This is a genomic window from Agarivorans sp. QJM3NY_25, assembly GCF_050870875.2.
Lineage (GTDB): Bacteria > Pseudomonadota > Gammaproteobacteria > Enterobacterales > Celerinatantimonadaceae > Agarivorans.
This window is the reverse complement of the sequence record NZ_CP194041.2, coordinates 2750379-2767500: the sequence shown is the minus strand read 5'-3', so window position 1 is coordinate 2767500 and position 17122 is coordinate 2750379. Positions and strand designations below refer to the sequence as shown.

Sequence of the window (17122 nt, the reverse complement as noted above, 5' to 3'; positions counted from 1 at the left end):
AATGTTAGACGCTAATTTGTTGCGAAGCGATATAGAGAGCACTGCTCAGCGCTTAAAAACTCGAGGATTTGAACTAGATGTAGCTCGTTTGACGACTTTAGAGAGTCGCCGTAAAGAATTACAAGTTCTTACCCAAGAACTGCAAAATGAGCGTAACACTCGTTCCAAATCCATCGGGCAAGCGAAAGGGCGCGGCGAAGACATTGCCCCCTTGTTAGCCGAAGTTGGCCAATTAGGTGAAAAGCTCGATGCTGCTAAAGCCGAATTAAATGCGCTATTAGACGAAATTAAAGATTATTCTCTAGCGGTGCCTAATCTACCGCATCCGAGCGTACCGCTTGGTAAAGATGAGTTGGAAAATGTAGAGCTGCATACCTGGGGCGAGTTGCCGAGCTTTGACTTTGAGCTGAAAGATCATGTGGATGTTGGCTCCGATTTACAAGGTTTAGATTTTGCTAATGCGGTCAAAATTAGTGGCTCTCGTTTTATTGTCATGAAGGGTAAAATTGCTAAGCTGCATCGCGCTATTGCTCAATTGATGCTTGATACGCATACCGAAGAGCATGCATATCAAGAGATGTACGTACCTTACTTGGTTAATGCTGATTCACTCTACGGTACTGGTCAGTTGCCTAAGTTTGGTAAAGATCTGTTCCATACCCAGCCTGCAACAGAAGAAGGGATCGGCATGAGTCTGATCCCAACTGCCGAAGTGCCCTTAACTAATATGTTGCGCGATAGTATTGTGGAAGAAGCCGAGTTGCCGATCCGTATGACCGCTCATACGCCTTGTTTTAGAAGCGAAGCGGGTTCTTATGGGCGAGATACACGCGGTCTGATCCGCCAACACCAATTTGATAAAGTTGAAATGGTTCAATTGGTTCATCCCGAAAAATCTTACGCAGCCTTAGAAGAAATGCGTCAACATGCAGAAAATATTCTACAAAAACTGAACTTACCTTACCGTGTGGTGACTTTGTGTACTGGTGATATGGGCTTTGGTGCAGCGAAAACTTACGATTTAGAAGTGTGGGTTCCTGCGCAAAATACTTACCGTGAAATCTCATCGGTGTCTAACTGTGAAGATTTTCAAACTCGTCGAATGCAGGCTCGGTTCCGTCCTAATGGCGCTAAAAAGCCAGAGTTATTACATTCATTAAATGGTTCTGGTTTGGCGGTGGGTCGCACCCTAGTAGCAATTTTAGAAAATTATCAAAACGCAGATGGTAGCATTACTATTCCAGAAGCATTAGTTCCCTATATGGGCGGGCTAGAACGAATTAGTGTATAGTTTCATAGAATTATAAAAAAAGCGCCCGAGGCGCTTTTTTTATATGCATTTGACTGGTTTGGGTAAGCCCGCAATTTTTGTGGCCTGCTTGGCGGGCCCATCGGGAAATAATTTATATAAGTAGCGGCTATTGCCTTTGTCGGGGCCAAACTTTTTGGCCATTGCTTTGACTAAGGCACGCATTGCAGGGGAGGTATTAAACTCTAGGTAGAAATTTCTTACAAATATGACGACTTCCCAGTGGGCTTCACCCATCTCGATACCTTCTCGTTGGGCAATATGTGCTGCGAGCTCTTTTGACCATGCCTCTAAGTCGAGTAAGTAGCCATTCTTGTCAGTTTGATAACGCTGCCCATTAAACTCAATCATTGTGTCTTAATAAACCTTTTGAATCACTATAAGTTGCCGCTAAGTTTACCATCGACCATTTAATAATAATTGGCGAATTTGCTGTAAGTCTTTGCATATTAGTTGTAACTGGTAAGCAATTAGCAATTCGTCACCGACTAGTTTTGGCAATAATTTATTGATTTCGGTAAGTAGTCGCTCATGTTGTGGTTTTAAACTGGGTCGCTGGTCAGAAAATAATAGTAGGTAATCGTGCATTAGCTCCAACTCGCCATTTATTTGCTCGCCTAATTTAGCCAATTGATTCGCCGCATATCCAGATTGTAATTGGCTTCGATGGGTTGATAAGGCTGACAAGTGAGATAGTAAATTGTGGCTCATACCAACTAAGTGGTAGAGATCAGGAGAAAGTCGACGTTTGTCACTAGGCTCGGCTAGCATGTATTGCCAATGACGAACCAATTCGGCCTCGCTTTGATAAGCGTGGTAACGATTTAAGCGAAATTCGGTGCTTTCTGCCGGAGACGTACTGAAATATTGCTGGAAAATGGCACCTTGATAAGCTGCTATATTGGCAAATAGTTGACTCACAATTTTACGGCTGATCTTATGTTGCCAGTCAGGCCAGAAATAACGCATTGATGCTAAAGCCATTAACGCGCCAATCAAGGTGACAATGGTTCTAATGGTTAGAGCTTCATTGGCGGGATAACCTTGTAAATCCAGAGACATTGCAACAAAAATGGTGATAAAAGCCACTGAAATTGCATAGTTGAAATGAAAAAATAAAAAAAACATCAACACTAATATCGGCAGCAAACCGATACTCACTGAATCGGGAAGGTTTAAATAACTTAAACCTGCGGCGACAAATACTCCTGCGATGGTTCCGAATACCCGTTTCCCAACTCGCTTTTTAGTCTCATGGTAGTTGGGCTTAATGACTAATAGACAACTTAGCATCAACCAAAATGCGTGCTCGTCATTCATGATCAAGATTAAACCATAGGCAATCACCATGGTGCAGGCCATTCGCAAGGCGTGACGATTGACCTGTAGCTTTAGATCAAAAGCTTGTTGTAAATATTGTTTTATCGATAGGGTCTTAAAAGGAGAAAACCGATTTTCTGGTTCGGGAAAAGCTTGTTCGTTAAAGCACAATGCAGTGACTTTTTTTAAGTTTTTTAATAAATATTCAAAACGAGGAGGCAACAGGGGAAGTTGTGCTCGTTGTTCTTCTAAGGTATCGATGGCTTGATTGAGTTGTAATTCTACATCTTTGTCAAGTTGACTGGCACCAATGGCTCGTGCGATACGGACCATGATGGCTCGGGTGTCAGTTAACAATTGCCGAGGAAGAACGTTTTGTAGCCGCTCATAGTCGAGGTGAGATGAGTTGAGCCTTTCGTGGAGCAGCTGCGCTTTAAAAAATCGGTCCATTTGGCTAGAGCCCACCAGCTGCTTATTCCGTTGCTGATAAACGTAAAGGCCGTGACGAATCACCCCGAGTTGCTCTGCAATGTCTGCACTTTGGCGAGTTAAGCGGACCTGGATGTCGCTAATATTAGCCCCCCGTCGAAATAAACGAGTTTTGGTCAGTTGATAAAGACTAATTTGCCGAAATACTTGAGCCAGTTGCGCATCTAACCAGCGATTAGGGGCGACAGCATTAGCAACTAAGGAGAGTAGCGCATAACAGAGCGCACCTAATACCAACCACAGAGGTTGCATCCATGGGTTGCTGTAAGTGCTATATCCCAGCATGGTATAAATACCAATTATCAACGAACACATGGCAATGGAGCCATACTTTTGTCCTAAAACAGGCATTCGCATAAACAAGTAGGTGGAACTGAATAAGCCAATAGCAAACAGCCAAGGCCAGGGGTAAAGCAAGGTCACGGAAATGCAGGCGAGGGTAAAGCACCCCATCATTAGCAGGGTACTTTGTAGGCGCTGCTGGTAAAAGTCGGGACTATCAGCTAATCCTGCGGCAACGACCCCAAGGGTTAGGGATATTGCCAGTTCCAAGTCAAACACTAGACTTAGGCTTAGCATTAAGATCGCAAGACTCGCGGCCTTTAATGCCACAGCCCAATTTAAGCTAGAGGGATCGATTTTATATTTAACTAAAGCCATAAATGAAAACGCCCCGTATAAAACAGGGCGTGGGTATCCTTACCTAGTCGACTTAGTCGTCGTTTAAAAAGCCTAAAATGTGGAGTAGTGATATAAAGATATTAAACACATCTAAGTACAAACGAATGGTTGCGCTGATGTAATTTGTTTCGCGACCGCTGATAATATCGCTGGTGTCATACAAAATATAACCAGAGAATAGCAACACACACGCACCGCTGATAGTGAGACTTAGCATTGGTACATGCAAAAATATGTTCAGTAGGCTAGCAACCACAAGAACGATCAAACCGGCGAATAAGAAGCCGCCCATGAATGAAAAATCTTTCTTGGTGGTCAGCACATAACCGGATAAGCCAAAGAAGACCAAACCGGTCATTCCCAAGGCTTGCATCACAATCGCAGTACCTTGCGGAAACTGTAGGTAATGGGTCAGTAGCGGACCTAATGAGCCCCCCATAAGGGTGGTGAATACAAAAGTCCACACAAGTCCCATCGAAGAGTTGATGCTACGGGGGAGGACAAACCACACAATTCCCATCGCACCAAGCATCATTACCATTGATGCCATAGAGCCGATACCGGCAATGACCGCAAAAAATGCTGCAAGAGCACTGGTAAACAAGGTCATCGATAGTAAGGCGTAGGTATTACGCAAAACCTTATTGGTTTCCAGTGTCGATGCAGCGCTATAGTTTATCGTGCTGGGCTGATTCATTATTTCACTCCGTATTATGACTGAGTTAATGGTAAGTTTTGATAGAATGAATTTCTAGTATAACGATATTTTTGCTAAAGAGAATCAAATCTAAGATCTAAAACCGTACCGCTGGTTGATTAGAATGTCACAAAAACATATAGATAGCTGCTTGTTGTTGATTCTTGAGAGCGTTTTGCGACTAGATAATACGAAGGCACAGTTGCACTCGATGGCGCATAGCCCTATGATCACCGCTAACAGGGCGCTTTGCCTTAATCCTTAATCGTTCAAAGTGAGACGGATAACCAATGTTAGTTTTAGGACACACTAATCCAGACTGTGACAGTATTGCTGGCGCAATATCTTTAGCAGAGTTATTAACGAAGCAAGGCACACCAGCAACTGCTATAGCTCAAGGCGCGCCGAACCCTGAAGCGCAATTTTTACTTGATAAAATTGGCTTTGACGCGCCTGAGATCCGCAGCGAAATTGCTGGTGAAGAAGTCTGGTTAATTGATTACTCTGATTGGGGGCAAGCTCCTAAAGATGCTAAAAAAGCGTCTATTCGCGGTATTGTTGATCACCATAAACTGGGTGATATTACGACGGCGGAACCACTAGAATGTTGGATCCGTCCCGTGGGTTGTAGCTGTACGATTGTTTATAGCATGTACCAAGCAGCTAATATTACGCCAAGTAAAGAAGCCGCAACTTTAATGTTAGGTGCTATTTTAAGTGATACCGTTAAGTTTAACTCCCCTACTTACACCCCTGTAGACCGTCAAGCCGCCGAGGCTTTGGCTGAACTTGCTGGGGTTAGCGATATCAATGCTTTTGCTGACGAACAGTTTGCAGCTAAATCAGACGTGGCTTCTGTAGCCGCTGAAGAATTGGTGTTACGCGATCAGAAGGTTTACGAAATTAATGGTAAACAGTTTGCTATCGCTCAGTTGGAACTTACGTCGGTAAAACCAGTGCTTGCGCGTTTAGATGAGTTGGAAACAGCTCTCGTTGCGCTAAAGCAAGCCAATGGTTATCACACCGCTTTAGTGTTGCTAACAGATATTACAACTTTGAATTCAACGGGTTTAATTTGTAGTGATGAAGCAGAGCTTGTTGCCAGTACTCTAGGTGGCAAACTTGAGGGGAGTGTGATTGATTTACCTGGCGTGGTAAGCCGTAAGAAGCAGGTCATGCCGCCTCTACAGCGCCAATTTGACGTCTAGTCTGCATATCTTGTACTTTTAAAAGCCAGCGCAGAGTCGCTGGTTTTTTTATGTTTAAAATATGGGAGAGTCGATAGAGAAAGCTTGAAAGGCTTCTTTCTATTATACGGGCAAGTATTTTTAACACTCTTTAGATGAATATACCCGCAGACTTTTATCATTCTTGGATGCGTTTAAATAAGTCGTGTCCGCCGCGATGATTTACTTTTTAATGGTGAACTGTATTGACAGACTCCAATTTGTATGATGAATTGATGGGCAGGCAAAAAAACTAATACCAATCTGATTAATTACATGACCAGCTTATTGAGCAAATAAATCTGCTGATAACGAACCATGAAGCGCAGTAATTCGTGGCTCTAATCACAAAATATATAACGCTGTTGTGGTGATTTAGGCTAGCAAGAATGAACAGTTCATGACTTAGATTGGTATAAGGTGAGTCCTTTGGTTTGTATTTAGTACAAAATCTATCACGAAAGGGCTTTCTGCCAGATCATAGTCTGCGCTGTTGGCAAATTACGTTATTTTATTACCTTTGTGATTTATTTGACCTTTGTTAACTATTGATAGTGAATTTTTCTGCACAAAATGTGAAAAAAAACTCGTTTTTTTAGTTTGTTAGCAACTATTTTGAAAAAAAAATGCGTTTTATTTCAAATCAAGTCTGAAATTCGCTTTATATCTGTGGTAGCATTTCCTTTACTTTCGTGACGAATGGATTAACTCCTGCGTTATTGAATGCTGTTGTTTTGGAGGTTTAAAGGATAATCATCTAGCAAAGGCGATTGTTCACACATCATCGACAGATGGCGTGGCTCCTCTTTAAATGAAAATACTATTGAAGTTAACAGTCGCATTGTCTGAATAACTTTAATATGGCAGTAAATAGGAATTACTGGATGACAAACATAACTCAACACAATAAGAGCCTTTATCGGCCTGAATTCGAACACGATAGCTGTGGTATCGGATTTGTTGCCCATTTAAAAGGGCGAAAAAGTCATGATGTGATCGAAAACGCATTGACTATGCTAACTTGCATGGAGCATCGTGGCGGCACTGGGTGTGACGTCGATAGTGGAGACGGCGCTGGTATTCTTATTCAGCTTCCTCACGAGTTTTTCAAAGAAGAAGCAACTCAACTGGGTTTCGCTTTACCGAATCCCGGTGAGTATGGCGTGGGTATGGTTTACTTTCCTGCTGATGAAGCCATTCGTCGTGAATGTCGAGAAATTTTAAATCGAAATATTAATAAACTAGGTCTAAGTCTACTAGGCTACCGTGTGGTGCCTAAGGACAATTCTAGTTTGGGTCAAGCATCACTTGACAATGAACCTAAAATTGAACAAGTTTTTGTGGCTCGTCCTGCGAATATTGACCAACAAGTATTCGAACGTAAACTGTTTGTGTTACGTAAATACTCGCTACACTTGGCTGACGCCACAGTTACTGGTGTCGATGAAAGCTTTTATATGGCCTCGATGTCCTCGCGAACCATCGTTTATAAAGGTCAGTTAACCACGGCGCAAGTACGCAAGTACTATTTGGATTTACAGGATCCGCGTGTGGTATCGGCCATTGCCATGTTCCATTCTCGTTTCTCAACCAATACTTTCCCCGCGTGGCGTTTAGCGCAACCGTTCCGTTACATCGCTCATAATGGTGAAATTAACACGGTGAAGGGCAACGTGAACTGGATGCGAGCACGTGAATCTTTGCTTGCAAGTGTTAATTTTAGTAAAGAAGAGCTGGATATGATTCATCCAGTGTGTGATATCACGCGTTCAGATTCAGCTAACTTAGACATGTGTGTTGAGTTGCTGGTATTGAGTGGTCGTCCGCTTGAGCAAGTGATGATGATGGTGGTTCCGGAAGCTTGGCAAACTCAAGAAAACATGGACCCAGTGAAACGTGCATTCTATGAATATTACTCTTGCATCATGGAACCTTGGGACGGCCCAGCTTCTATTTCTTTTACCAATGGTAAAGTGATTGGTGCAACACTGGATCGAAACGGTTTGCGTCCATCACGTTATTTAGTGACCGACGATGGCCTAGTTGTGATGGGCTCAGAAACCGGTGCTTTAGTGGTTGATCAGTCTAAAGTGGTCCAAAAAGGCCGTTTACAGCCCGGTAAAATTTTCATTGCTGATTTAGAGCAAGGTCGCATCATCGCCGATGATGAAGTAAAACACACGGTTTGCTCCAAGCAACCCTATGGAAAATGGGTTGAAGAAAATAAAATTGTTATCGACGACCTGCCTCTTCCTGATGGATATAACGATCGTTTTGCCACTTTGCATAGTTTAGCCAAGCGTCAAAAAGCATTTGGTTATAGTCAAGAAGACGTTAATGCGGTTTTGAAGCCAATGGTCGGTACCACTAAAGAGCCGCTTGGCGCGATGGGAACGGATACACCATTGGCGGTGTTATCGGATAAAAACCCACATTTATCCCATTATTTCAAACAGTTGTTTGCTCAGGTCACCAATCCGCCTATCGATCCTATTCGTGAAGAGATGGTGATGTCGTTACGTACCTATGTGGGTGCGGATTTAAATTTATTGGAAGAGACACCGCTACACTGCCGTAAAGTTGAAATTAAGCAACCGGTGTTAACCAATGATCAATTGGCCAAGTTACGAAGTATTGACCATAACCACTTCCAAGCGGCAACGATTCACACCACTTTCCATGCCTCTGGCGAAGAGGGTGAACTAGAAAAGGCGTTAGAGCGGATTTGTCGACATGCAAAAGATGCCGTGGATGATGGTTTCTCGATATTAATTTTGAGTGACCGTAAAGTTGATAGCGACCACGCGGCTGTACCTTCAGTACTTGCGACAGCGGCGGTTCACCATTACTTAATTCGAGAGGGTATTCGCGCTCATGCCGATTTAGTCGTTGAATCGGGCGATATTCGTGAAACCCATCATTTTGCCACTGTATTAGGTTATGGTGCGGCAGCGGTTAACCCATACTTGGCGATAGAAACCTTGCTCGATATGCGAGACCAGGCAATCATCGATAGTAGTTTATCTAATGACGCGGTGATCTCGCGTTATACCTATGCAATTAATAGTGGTTTGTTGAAGATCTTCTCTAAAATGGGAATATCTACGTTGCAATCCTATCAAGGTGCACAAATCTTTGAAGCGCTCGGTATTAACTCTGAGGTTGTGAACAAGTATTTCACTGGTACCGTGACCCGTATTGAAGGCATGGATTTAGATTCGATTGCTACCGAAGCCTTAAATCGACATCGCGAAGGTTTTCCGACGGATGATAATCCATTTAGGGACTTGATCTTAAGCACTGGCGGCGATTATGCCTGGCGAAAAGATGGCGAGCGTCATTTATTTAATCCAACCACGATCCGTTTATTGCAAAATGCATCTTCGACCAATAACTATCAAGTATTTAAAGAATATGCGGCAGAAGTTGATCATCAGGCGAAAGAAGCATTCACCTTGCGTGGCTTACTTAAATTTAAGTCCGATCGCCCTAGTGTTCCATTACATGAAGTGGATTCAGCTGAAACGATCCTAAAACGTTTCGCTACTGGTGCGATGAGTTTTGGTTCGATTTCTTGGGAAGCGCATACCACCTTAGCCATTGCCATGAATCGCATTGGTGGCAAGAGTAATTCTGGTGAGGGCGGTGAAGATCCGATTCGTTTCGAACCGATGGAGAATGGCGACTCAATGATCTCTAAGATCAAACAGGTTGCATCGGGTCGCTTTGGGGTAACTAGTCATTATTTGGCGAATGCCGAAGAATTACAGATCAAGATGGCGCAGGGCGCTAAGCCTGGTGAAGGTGGTCAACTTCCTGGTGATAAGGTGGATGCATGGATTGGTAAAACCCGTGGTTCAACGCCAGGTGTGGGTCTCATTTCACCCCCACCACACCACGATATTTATTCAATCGAAGATTTAGCTCAGCTTATTTACGATTTGAAAAATGCTAACCGTGATGCTCGGATTAACGTTAAGTTAGTGTCTGAAGCGGGTGTTGGTACGATTGCTTCGGGTGTGTGTAAAGGCTACGCCGATGTGGTATTGATCGCTGGCTACGATGGCGGTACGGGTGCATCTCCTCTGAGCTCTATTAAACATGCTGGGTTACCATGGGAATTAGGTTTAGCTGAAACGCATCAAACCTTGATTCAGAATAAATTACGCAGTCGTATTACGGTACAGGCCGATGGTCAACTGAAAACACCTCGTGATTTGGCGGTCGCCACTTTGCTAGGTGCCGAAGAGTGGGGGGTGGCTACCGCAGCACTTGTTGTTGAAGGCTGTACGATGATGCGTAAGTGTCATTTAAATACTTGCCCAGTTGGGATTGCCACTCAAGATCGCCGTTTACGTGAACGTTATGCTGGTCAAGTTGATCATGTGGTCAACTTCTTCAAGATGATGGCGGAAGGTTTACGAGAAATTATGGCTGAACTTGGTTTTCGCAGCATCAATGAGATGGTTGGGCAAAGCCAATGTTTGACTCAGCGTGATGACATTGATCACTGGAAGTACCAAGCGGTTGACCTATCGCCAATCTTGTATAAAGCAGAAGTGGATGGTGACGAGACACTTTATCGTAGCCAAGAGCAGAAGCATTTGATTCACGATATTGTTGATCGTGAGTTAATTAAACAAGCCAGCGAAGCCTTAGAAAGTGGTAAAGCGGTAGCGCTTAGTTCTCCAATTATTAATACCAACCGAAGTGTGGGTACGATGTTGTCGAACGAAATCTCGAAACGTTATGGCTCAGAAGGGCTACCGGAAGATACTATTAAGGTTAAATTTAACGGTAGCGCAGGCCAAAGTTTTGGGACCTTTGCAGCGAAAGGTATTAAGTTTGAGTTAGAAGGCGATGCTAACGATTACTTCGGCAAAGGTTTATCCGGCGCGAAGCTGATTGTTTATCCTGATCGCAAAGCTCCATTTGAAGCACGTAACAACATTATTGTTGGTAACGTGGCCTTCTTTGGCGGTACCTCAGGCGAAGCCTATATTCATGGGATTGCAGGAGAGCGTTTCTGTGTCCGTAACTCTGGGGTCACTGCCATTGTCGAAGGTGTTGGTGATCATGGTTGTGAATATATGACTGGCGGTAAGGCGATTATTCTTGGCGAAACTGGTCGTAACTTTGCAGCAGGGATGTCTGGTGGGGTCGCCTATGTGCTCGACCGTAGTCAGCAGTTTGCTTCGCGTTGTAACATGGAAATGGTCCGACTTGGTGGCATTGAAGATGCCGCAGAAGCTGCCGAGCTGAAAGATTTGCTTGAAAAACATCTCGCTTATACGGGCTCAGACGTTGCCAAAGAATTGCTAGCCGATTGGGACAAGGCTCTGGCTATGTTTGTTCGCGTCATGCCAACGGACTATGAACGGATGCAAGACTACATGAAGCAGGCGAAAGCCACGGGTGACTATGAAACCGATTATGATGTCGCGGTTGCAGCATTCGATATGCACTTAGACAGTGTTGCCCAAGCAAAAAAAGCCAAGGCTGAACAAGCCAAACAAAAAGCTGAAGCGGTTTAGGAGAGAGACATGGCAAATCCAACAGGATTTATGGAAATAGATAGGAAGCTATCGGCAGACCGCGATCCAGCAGAACGTTTGATAGATTGGTTAGAAGTGAAATCGCCCATGAGCGAACAAGCTGTCAAAGACCAAGCTTCTCGTTGTATGGATTGTGGGATCCCGTTTTGTCATTCTGGTGACTCAGCTTACGCTCCGCGCGTGGCTGGTTGTCCGATTAATAACTTGATCCCCGAGTGGAATGATTTGGTTTATCGTGGTCGTTGGAAGGATGCTATCGATCGTTTACACAAAACCAATAACTTTCCTGAGTTTACAGGGCGAGTGTGTCCGGCACCTTGTGAAGACTCCTGTGTGCTTGGGATTAATGCGCCACCAGTAACCATTAAAAGTCAGGAAGTAAATATTATTGAGCGCGCATTTAAGGAAGGTTGGGTTAAACCAAATATTCCCAAGTGCCGCAGTGGTAAAACAGTGGCTGTAATCGGCTCAGGACCCGCTGGCTTAGCGGCAGCAGCTCAGCTTAATTCTGCTGGTCATCAGGTCACGGTATTTGAACGAGCCGATCGTATTGGTGGATTGCTAATGTATGGCATTCCAAATATGAAGCTGCAAAAAGAAATTGTCGAGCGCCGTATCGATATCATGCGAGAAGAAGGGATTACTTTTAAAACTTCGGTTGAAGTTGGCAAAGATATTTCAATTAACCGCCTAGATGAAGACTTCGACGCGCTACTCATTGCTACCGGCGCAACAGTACCTCGGGATCTGCCAGTCCCTGGTCGTGAGTTAAATGGGGTTCATTTCGCGATGGAGTTCTTAGCGAAAAATACCAAGAGTCTATTAGACAGCCAACTTCAAGATGGTCAATTCATCAGCGCTAAAGATAAGCATGTGGTGGTAATTGGTGGGGGTGATACAGGGACTGACTGTGTCGGTACCTCATTACGTCATGGTTGTAAGAGTGTGATTCAATTAGAAATTATGCCTCAACCACCGTTGGAACGTGGGCAAGATAATCCATGGCCAGAGTTTAAGCGTACCTTGAAACGCGATTATGGTCAGGATGAAGCGATTGCCATCCAAGGTGAAGATCCTCGTCGCTACTTGGTTATGACGCAAAAAATGGTCGGCAATGAACAGGGCGATGTCAGCGCTATTCATACCACCAAGATTAATTGGGTTAAAAATCCAAATGGACAAATGATCCCAGAGCCAATTAAGGGCAGTGAAGAAGTGCTTAAGGCTGACTTAGTATTACTGGCGATGGGCTTTATGGGTCCAGAAGCAGGGATTATTGATAGCTTAGGCGTAGAGAAAGACGAACGTTCCAACGCAAAAGCCGTTTATGGCCAATACGCGACCAATGTAAGCGGTGTATTTGCTGCGGGTGATGCGCGTCGTGGCCAGAGCCTCATTGTATGGGCGATTAATGAAGGTCGTGGTGCAGCGAAAGCAATTGATACCTTCTTAATGGGTAAGAGTTACTTACCTTCGTAAGCGACGGCATTCAAGGCCATCAAATAACCCAGCTTCGGCTGGGTTATTTGTGACCAACGATGACTTGGTTTCGCGACAAAGCAGTTGATTTTCAAAAAAACCATAAAAGACAGTTTACAAGCGCAAATTTGCTAGGTAATATGCGCCCCGTTGCTGCGGAGGGGTGGCAGAGTGGTCGAATGCACCGGTCTTGAAAACCGGCAAGGGTTAATAGCCCTTCGAGAGTTCAAATCTCTCCTCCTCCGCCATTTTGAAAAACCATGCATTTGCATGGTTTTTTTGTTTATAGCGCCATCCGATTTTAGCTCTCCCATTAAACTGCACTCGAATAAATTTCTTTCCAGCCTTTCAAAATAATATCAATCGGATTCATTATATGATCAACTTATTGCGCAGAATAAATCTGCCGATAACCTGACTTGATGTGCAGTAACTAGTGGCTCTAATGACAAAACACACCACGCAGTTAGCGGTGATTTAAGCCCGCAAGAATGAACAGATAATGAGTTAGATTGGTATCAGTCCTTGAGTTATGCCTGCTTCAACTATCGGTTTGTCGAACACCGCTAAAACTGCAGTTGTCATTAGAGTGCTTCGTTATAGGTGTTCACCAGTCTTAACAGTACCTTATGTATGATAAGTGACCGAGTTGGCTAAGGTTATTTTGTTGCTGATTTATTGTACGACAACTTCGTTTCAATCAACTAAAAAGTGAATAAGCAAAGATCTACGCATAACTTATAAAGTTTAACGCTTTAAATTCTCATCTTGATGGGATATAACGTCTGCTGCGTAGGTAAATTGAAGCCTGCCAACCCGCCCAATTAGTTGATTGATGTTTTAGTTACAGCGGAGAGAACGCTTGATAAACGTATTTCTGGTTGACGATCATGAGCTAGTGCGTACAGGGATCCGTCGCATTTTAGAAGACGTTAGAGGATTTAAAGTCGTTGGTGAAGTCGAGAGCGGTGAGAAAGCCGTTCAATGGTGTCGAAATAACCAAGCCAATGTTATCCTAATGGATATGAACATGCCTGGTATTGGGGGCCTAGAAGCTACGCGTAAAATACTACGCTATGATCCAGATGCCAAAATTATTGTATTAACTATACATAGCGAAAACCCATTCCCAACCAAAGTGATGCAGGCAGGGGCATGTGGTTATTTAACCAAGAGTGCCGCGCCGGACGAGATGCTAAAAGCAATTCGAGCGGTTAATTCTGGCCAACGTTACTTGTCTCCAGAAATTGCGCAACAAATGGCCTTAAGTCAGTTTAGTCCTGCGGAAGACAATCCTTTTCAACATTTATCAGAGCGTGAATTACAAATCATGTTGATGATAACCAAAGGTGAAAAAGTTACCGATATTTCTGAGCAGCTTAATCTTAGCCCTAAAACTGTGAATTCTTACCGTTACCGTTTATTTAGTAAACTCGATATTAACGGCGACGTGGAGTTAACTCATTTAGCTATTCGTCACGGTATGATTGATACTGACAAGTTGTAAGTTGTTTTGACTGACTCTATTTTTGATAGTAAAACCTTTTTAAGTCAAGTTTCTGAGTCTAGCGGCATATACATGATGTATAACGCCGCAGACGAGGTGATTTATGTTGGTAAAGCGAAGTCTTTAAAAAAACGTTTAACCAGTTATTTTCGAAAAACGGTCGATAGCAAGAAAACCCGCGCCTTAGTCACTAACATTGCCCGAATTGAAGTTACGGTCACTCATACCGAGACCGAAGCTTTGATTTTGGAGCACAATTTAATTAAGAAATATCTGCCTAAATATAATGTATTATTGCGAGATGATAAGTCTTACCCTTATATTTTAATTAGTCAGCATAAACATCCACGGATCTCGATGCATCGCGGTGCTAAGCGGGCCAAAGGACACTATTTTGGACCTTACCCTAACGGCAGCGCAGTGCGTGAAAGTTTGCACTTGATGCAGAAATTATTTCCGATCCGCCAGTGCAGTGATAGTGAATATGCCAATCGTCAGCGCCCCTGTCTGCAATACCAGTTAAAACGCTGTTCTGCACCTTGCGTCAACTTAGTGAGCGAGCAAGACTATTGCCAGCAGGTCGAGCTGGCCAGCCTCTTCTTAAAAGGTAAAAGCCAGCAGGTGATTAATCAGTTGGCAGATAAGATGTCACAGGCGAGTGAACAACTTAAGTTTGAAGCCGCTGCGACTTTTCGCGATCAAATTCAAGCCTTACGTAAAGTGCAGGAACAACAATTTGTGAGCGGTAATACAGCCCAAAGTGATGTGCTGGGTTTCGCGTTTAGAAATGGCATTGCGGTGGTGCATCTACTGTTGATCCGTGACGGTCAAGTGTTAGGTAGTCGTTCGTATTATCCAAAGGTCCCCAAACAAACTGAACTCCCTGAGGTATTGCGTAGTTTTGTTATTCAGTACTATCTCTCTGAGCAGCGCAAGGGTAACCAGCCGAATGAAGTGTTGTTACCTGATGTCGAAGGAGACTGGCCAGAGATTGAGAATGCGATAGAAATCGAATTGGGTGTGAAAGTTAAACTGAGTATCCCAAAACGTGGCGAAAAGTTTAGATTTGTTGCTTTAGCAAATACTAATGCTGAAAATGCATTATTAACCAAGCTCAACCAGGAAGCGACAATTCATCACCGGGTGACTGAGCTTGAGAGTTTGCTTAAACGAGATACGCCAATTAAACGGATGGAATGTTTCGATATTAGTCATACGCAAGGCGAACGTACGGTAGCTTCTTGTGTGGTGTTTGATCGCCAAGGGCCGAATAAATCTGAATATCGACGATTTAATATTGAAGGTATTACTGGGGGGGATGACTACGCTGCAATGGCACAAGCACTGAAACGTCGTTATCAAAAAGCCCAGTTAGCTGAAAAAATGCCCGACATTTTGTTTATCGATGGCGGAAAAGGTCAGTTATCGGCGGCTTTTGCTAGTATTGAGCCGTTGAACTTGGTACCGATGCCTTTGTTGGTGGGGGTCGCGAAGGGGACGACTCGTAAACCTGGTTTGGAAACATTGCTTATCGGTAAGGCAATGACCGAGTTACATTTACCCAGTGATTCAGCTGCGCTGCACTTAATTCAACATATTCGAGATGAAAGTCATCGCTTTGCCATTACAGGACACCGTAACCGTCGCGACAAGGCTCGCAAGACCAGTATCTTAGAAGAGATCCCCGGGATCGGTGCGAAACGTCGTCAAGCTTTGTTGACTCATTTAGGTGGAATGCAGCAAATGAAGAGTGCAAGTGTTGATGAATTGAAAAAAGTACCGGGAATTAGCCCTGCATTGGCGCAAAAAATCCATGATACGTTGCATCACTAAGCAAGATTAGGCAACATAGCGCCAGTAGTTTTATAAATGAAAAATAATGATAAATATACCAAATATACTAACCGCGTTTAGAGTTGTGTTGATTCCGTTTTTTTTGGTCGCCTTTTACCTTCCGGTAGAGTGGGGAATGTTAGCTGCAGCATTTATTTTTGGTTTAGCGGCAGCAACTGATTACTTAGATGGCTACTTAGCACGCAGGCTTGGCCAAACCACACCCTTTGGTGCCTTTTTGGATCCTGTGGCGGATAAGGCGATGGTGGTCGCTGCATTGGTGGTACTGGTTGAACATTATCAGTCGATGTGGATAACCATTCCCGCTTTAATCATGATATCTCGAGAAATTATAATTTCTGCGTTACGCGAATGGATGGCTGAACTTGGTAAACGCTCTAGTGTTGCGGTTTCTTGGATCGGTAAATATAAAACCGCGGCGCAAATGGCTGCGATAACTGGATTAACCGCTCAGCTTAATCCTTTGATCGATCAACTTAGTTTTGGGCTCTTTTTTGCCGCCACTGTACTTACCTTGTGGTCAATGATCAGTTATTTGGTTTTAGCATGGCCAGATTTACGACAAAGTGGCCAATAAATAGCGGCTTTCGACTAAAAATCAGGCGAACAGTTAGAAAGTTGGAAAAAGACTGTTGACGTAAAGATTTAGCTCGCTAAAATGCACAGCACATTCAGCGGGAACGCAGTTCTCTGGTGGATTTAGCGAAACGACTTAGGGAACTGTTTAGTGTTTTAAGTACGGAGCAACTTCGGTTGAAGGCTCAGTTTACTAAACAGTAAAATAAGTTAAGCGGCACTAGCTCAGTGTGGGTATAGAGAGTAGCGCAACCTTGGTTGAACTCTGATTCACACTAAATAGTGATTGTAAGTTAAGCGGCACTAGCTCAGTGTGGGTATAGAGAGTAGCGCAACCTTGGTTGACTCTGATTCACACTAAATAGTGATTGTAAGTTAAGCGGCACTAGCTCAGTGTGGGTATAGAGAGTAGCGCAACCTTGGTTGACT

Annotated in this window: 10 protein-coding genes and 1 tRNA gene; 8 read left to right on the top strand and 3 right to left on the bottom strand. The window is 43.8% G+C overall.

The features are described from left to right. Position 1 precedes the first annotated feature (1 nt). The gene (gene serS, locus ACRRSW_RS12705; RefSeq protein ID WP_432452867.1) at positions 2 to 1291 is read left to right on the top strand and encodes a serine--tRNA ligase; all 1290 of its coding nucleotides are present in this window, start codon (positions 2 to 4) and stop codon (positions 1289 to 1291) included. 39 nt (positions 1292 to 1330) lie between these two features. Here serS and ACRRSW_RS12700 read toward each other — a convergent pair whose 3' ends face one another. From ACRRSW_RS12700 to ACRRSW_RS12690, 3 genes are read right to left on the bottom strand one after another with little or no spacing between them, the layout of a single operon-like run. Then, positions 1331 to 1660, bottom strand: a complete 330-nt coding sequence (locus ACRRSW_RS12700) for a TusE/DsrC/DsvC family sulfur relay protein (protein WP_432452868.1) — start codon at positions 1658 to 1660, stop codon at positions 1331 to 1333. A 45-nt stretch (positions 1661 to 1705) separates the two neighbouring features. After that, on the bottom strand, positions 1706 to 3778 hold the full coding sequence (locus tag ACRRSW_RS12695; protein ID WP_432452869.1) for an FUSC family membrane protein: 2073 nt from the start codon (positions 3776 to 3778) through the stop codon (positions 1706 to 1708). 52 nt (positions 3779 to 3830) lie between these two features. Beyond that, positions 3831 to 4496, bottom strand: coding sequence for a Bax inhibitor-1/YccA family protein (locus ACRRSW_RS12690; RefSeq protein ID WP_432452870.1), 666 nt, complete (start codon positions 4494 to 4496; stop codon positions 3831 to 3833). 290 nt (positions 4497 to 4786) lie between these two features. Here ACRRSW_RS12690 and ACRRSW_RS12685 point away from each other — a divergent pair, with 290 nt between their 5' ends. From ACRRSW_RS12685 to pgsA, 7 genes are all read left to right on the top strand, one after another. Beyond that, positions 4787 to 5704: a manganese-dependent inorganic pyrophosphatase gene (locus ACRRSW_RS12685; RefSeq protein ID WP_432452871.1), complete on the top strand. Its 918-nt coding sequence runs from the start codon at positions 4787 to 4789 to the stop codon at positions 5702 to 5704. A gap of 902 nt (positions 5705 to 6606) precedes the next feature. Further along, positions 6607 to 11256 (top strand): glutamate synthase large subunit, encoded by a 4650-nt coding sequence (gltB, locus tag ACRRSW_RS12680; RefSeq protein ID WP_432459518.1) that lies wholly within the window; start codon positions 6607 to 6609, stop codon positions 11254 to 11256. 9 nt (positions 11257 to 11265) lie between these two features. Then, complete coding sequence (locus ACRRSW_RS12675; RefSeq protein WP_432459517.1) at positions 11266 to 12756, top strand: glutamate synthase subunit beta; 1491 nt, start codon at positions 11266 to 11268, stop codon at positions 12754 to 12756. 157 nt (positions 12757 to 12913) lie between these two features. Then, positions 12914 to 13004, top strand: a tRNA-Ser gene (locus tag ACRRSW_RS12670). 614 nt (positions 13005 to 13618) lie between these two features. Beyond that, a complete protein-coding gene (gene uvrY / locus ACRRSW_RS12665; protein WP_432452874.1) occupies positions 13619 to 14263 on the top strand; it encodes a UvrY/SirA/GacA family response regulator transcription factor in 645 nt (214 codons plus the stop codon). 72 nt (positions 14264 to 14335) lie between these two features. Then, complete coding sequence (gene uvrC / locus ACRRSW_RS12660; protein WP_439037775.1) at positions 14336 to 16096, top strand: excinuclease ABC subunit UvrC; 1761 nt, start codon at positions 14336 to 14338, stop codon at positions 16094 to 16096. Positions 16097 to 16139: 43 nt separating this feature from the next. Beyond that, the gene (gene pgsA, locus ACRRSW_RS12655; RefSeq protein WP_432456176.1) at positions 16140 to 16694 is read left to right on the top strand and encodes a CDP-diacylglycerol--glycerol-3-phosphate 3-phosphatidyltransferase; all 555 of its coding nucleotides are present in this window, start codon (positions 16140 to 16142) and stop codon (positions 16692 to 16694) included. Positions 16695 to 17122 lie beyond the last annotated feature (428 nt).

Excerpts from the sequence above, each read along its gene's own strand:
- serS (WP_432452867.1), top strand. The coding sequence starts at position 2 with ATGTTAGACGCTAATTTGTTGCGAAGCGATATAGAGAGCACTGCTCAG.
- ACRRSW_RS12700 (WP_432452868.1), bottom strand. The coding sequence starts at position 1,660 with ATGATTGAGTTTAATGGGCAGCGTTATCAAACTGACAAGAATGGCTAC.
- ACRRSW_RS12695 (WP_432452869.1), bottom strand. The coding sequence starts at position 3,778 with ATGGCTTTAGTTAAATATAAAATCGATCCCTCTAGCTTAAATTGGGCT.
- ACRRSW_RS12690 (WP_432452870.1), bottom strand. The coding sequence starts at position 4,496 with ATGAATCAGCCCAGCACGATAAACTATAGCGCTGCATCGACACTGGAA.
- ACRRSW_RS12685 (WP_432452871.1), top strand. The coding sequence starts at position 4,787 with ATGTTAGTTTTAGGACACACTAATCCAGACTGTGACAGTATTGCTGGC.
- gltB (WP_432459518.1), top strand. The coding sequence starts at position 6,607 with ATGACAAACATAACTCAACACAATAAGAGCCTTTATCGGCCTGAATTC.
- ACRRSW_RS12675 (WP_432459517.1), top strand. The coding sequence starts at position 11,266 with ATGGCAAATCCAACAGGATTTATGGAAATAGATAGGAAGCTATCGGCA.
- uvrC (WP_439037775.1), top strand. The coding sequence starts at position 14,336 with ATGATGTATAACGCCGCAGACGAGGTGATTTATGTTGGTAAAGCGAAG.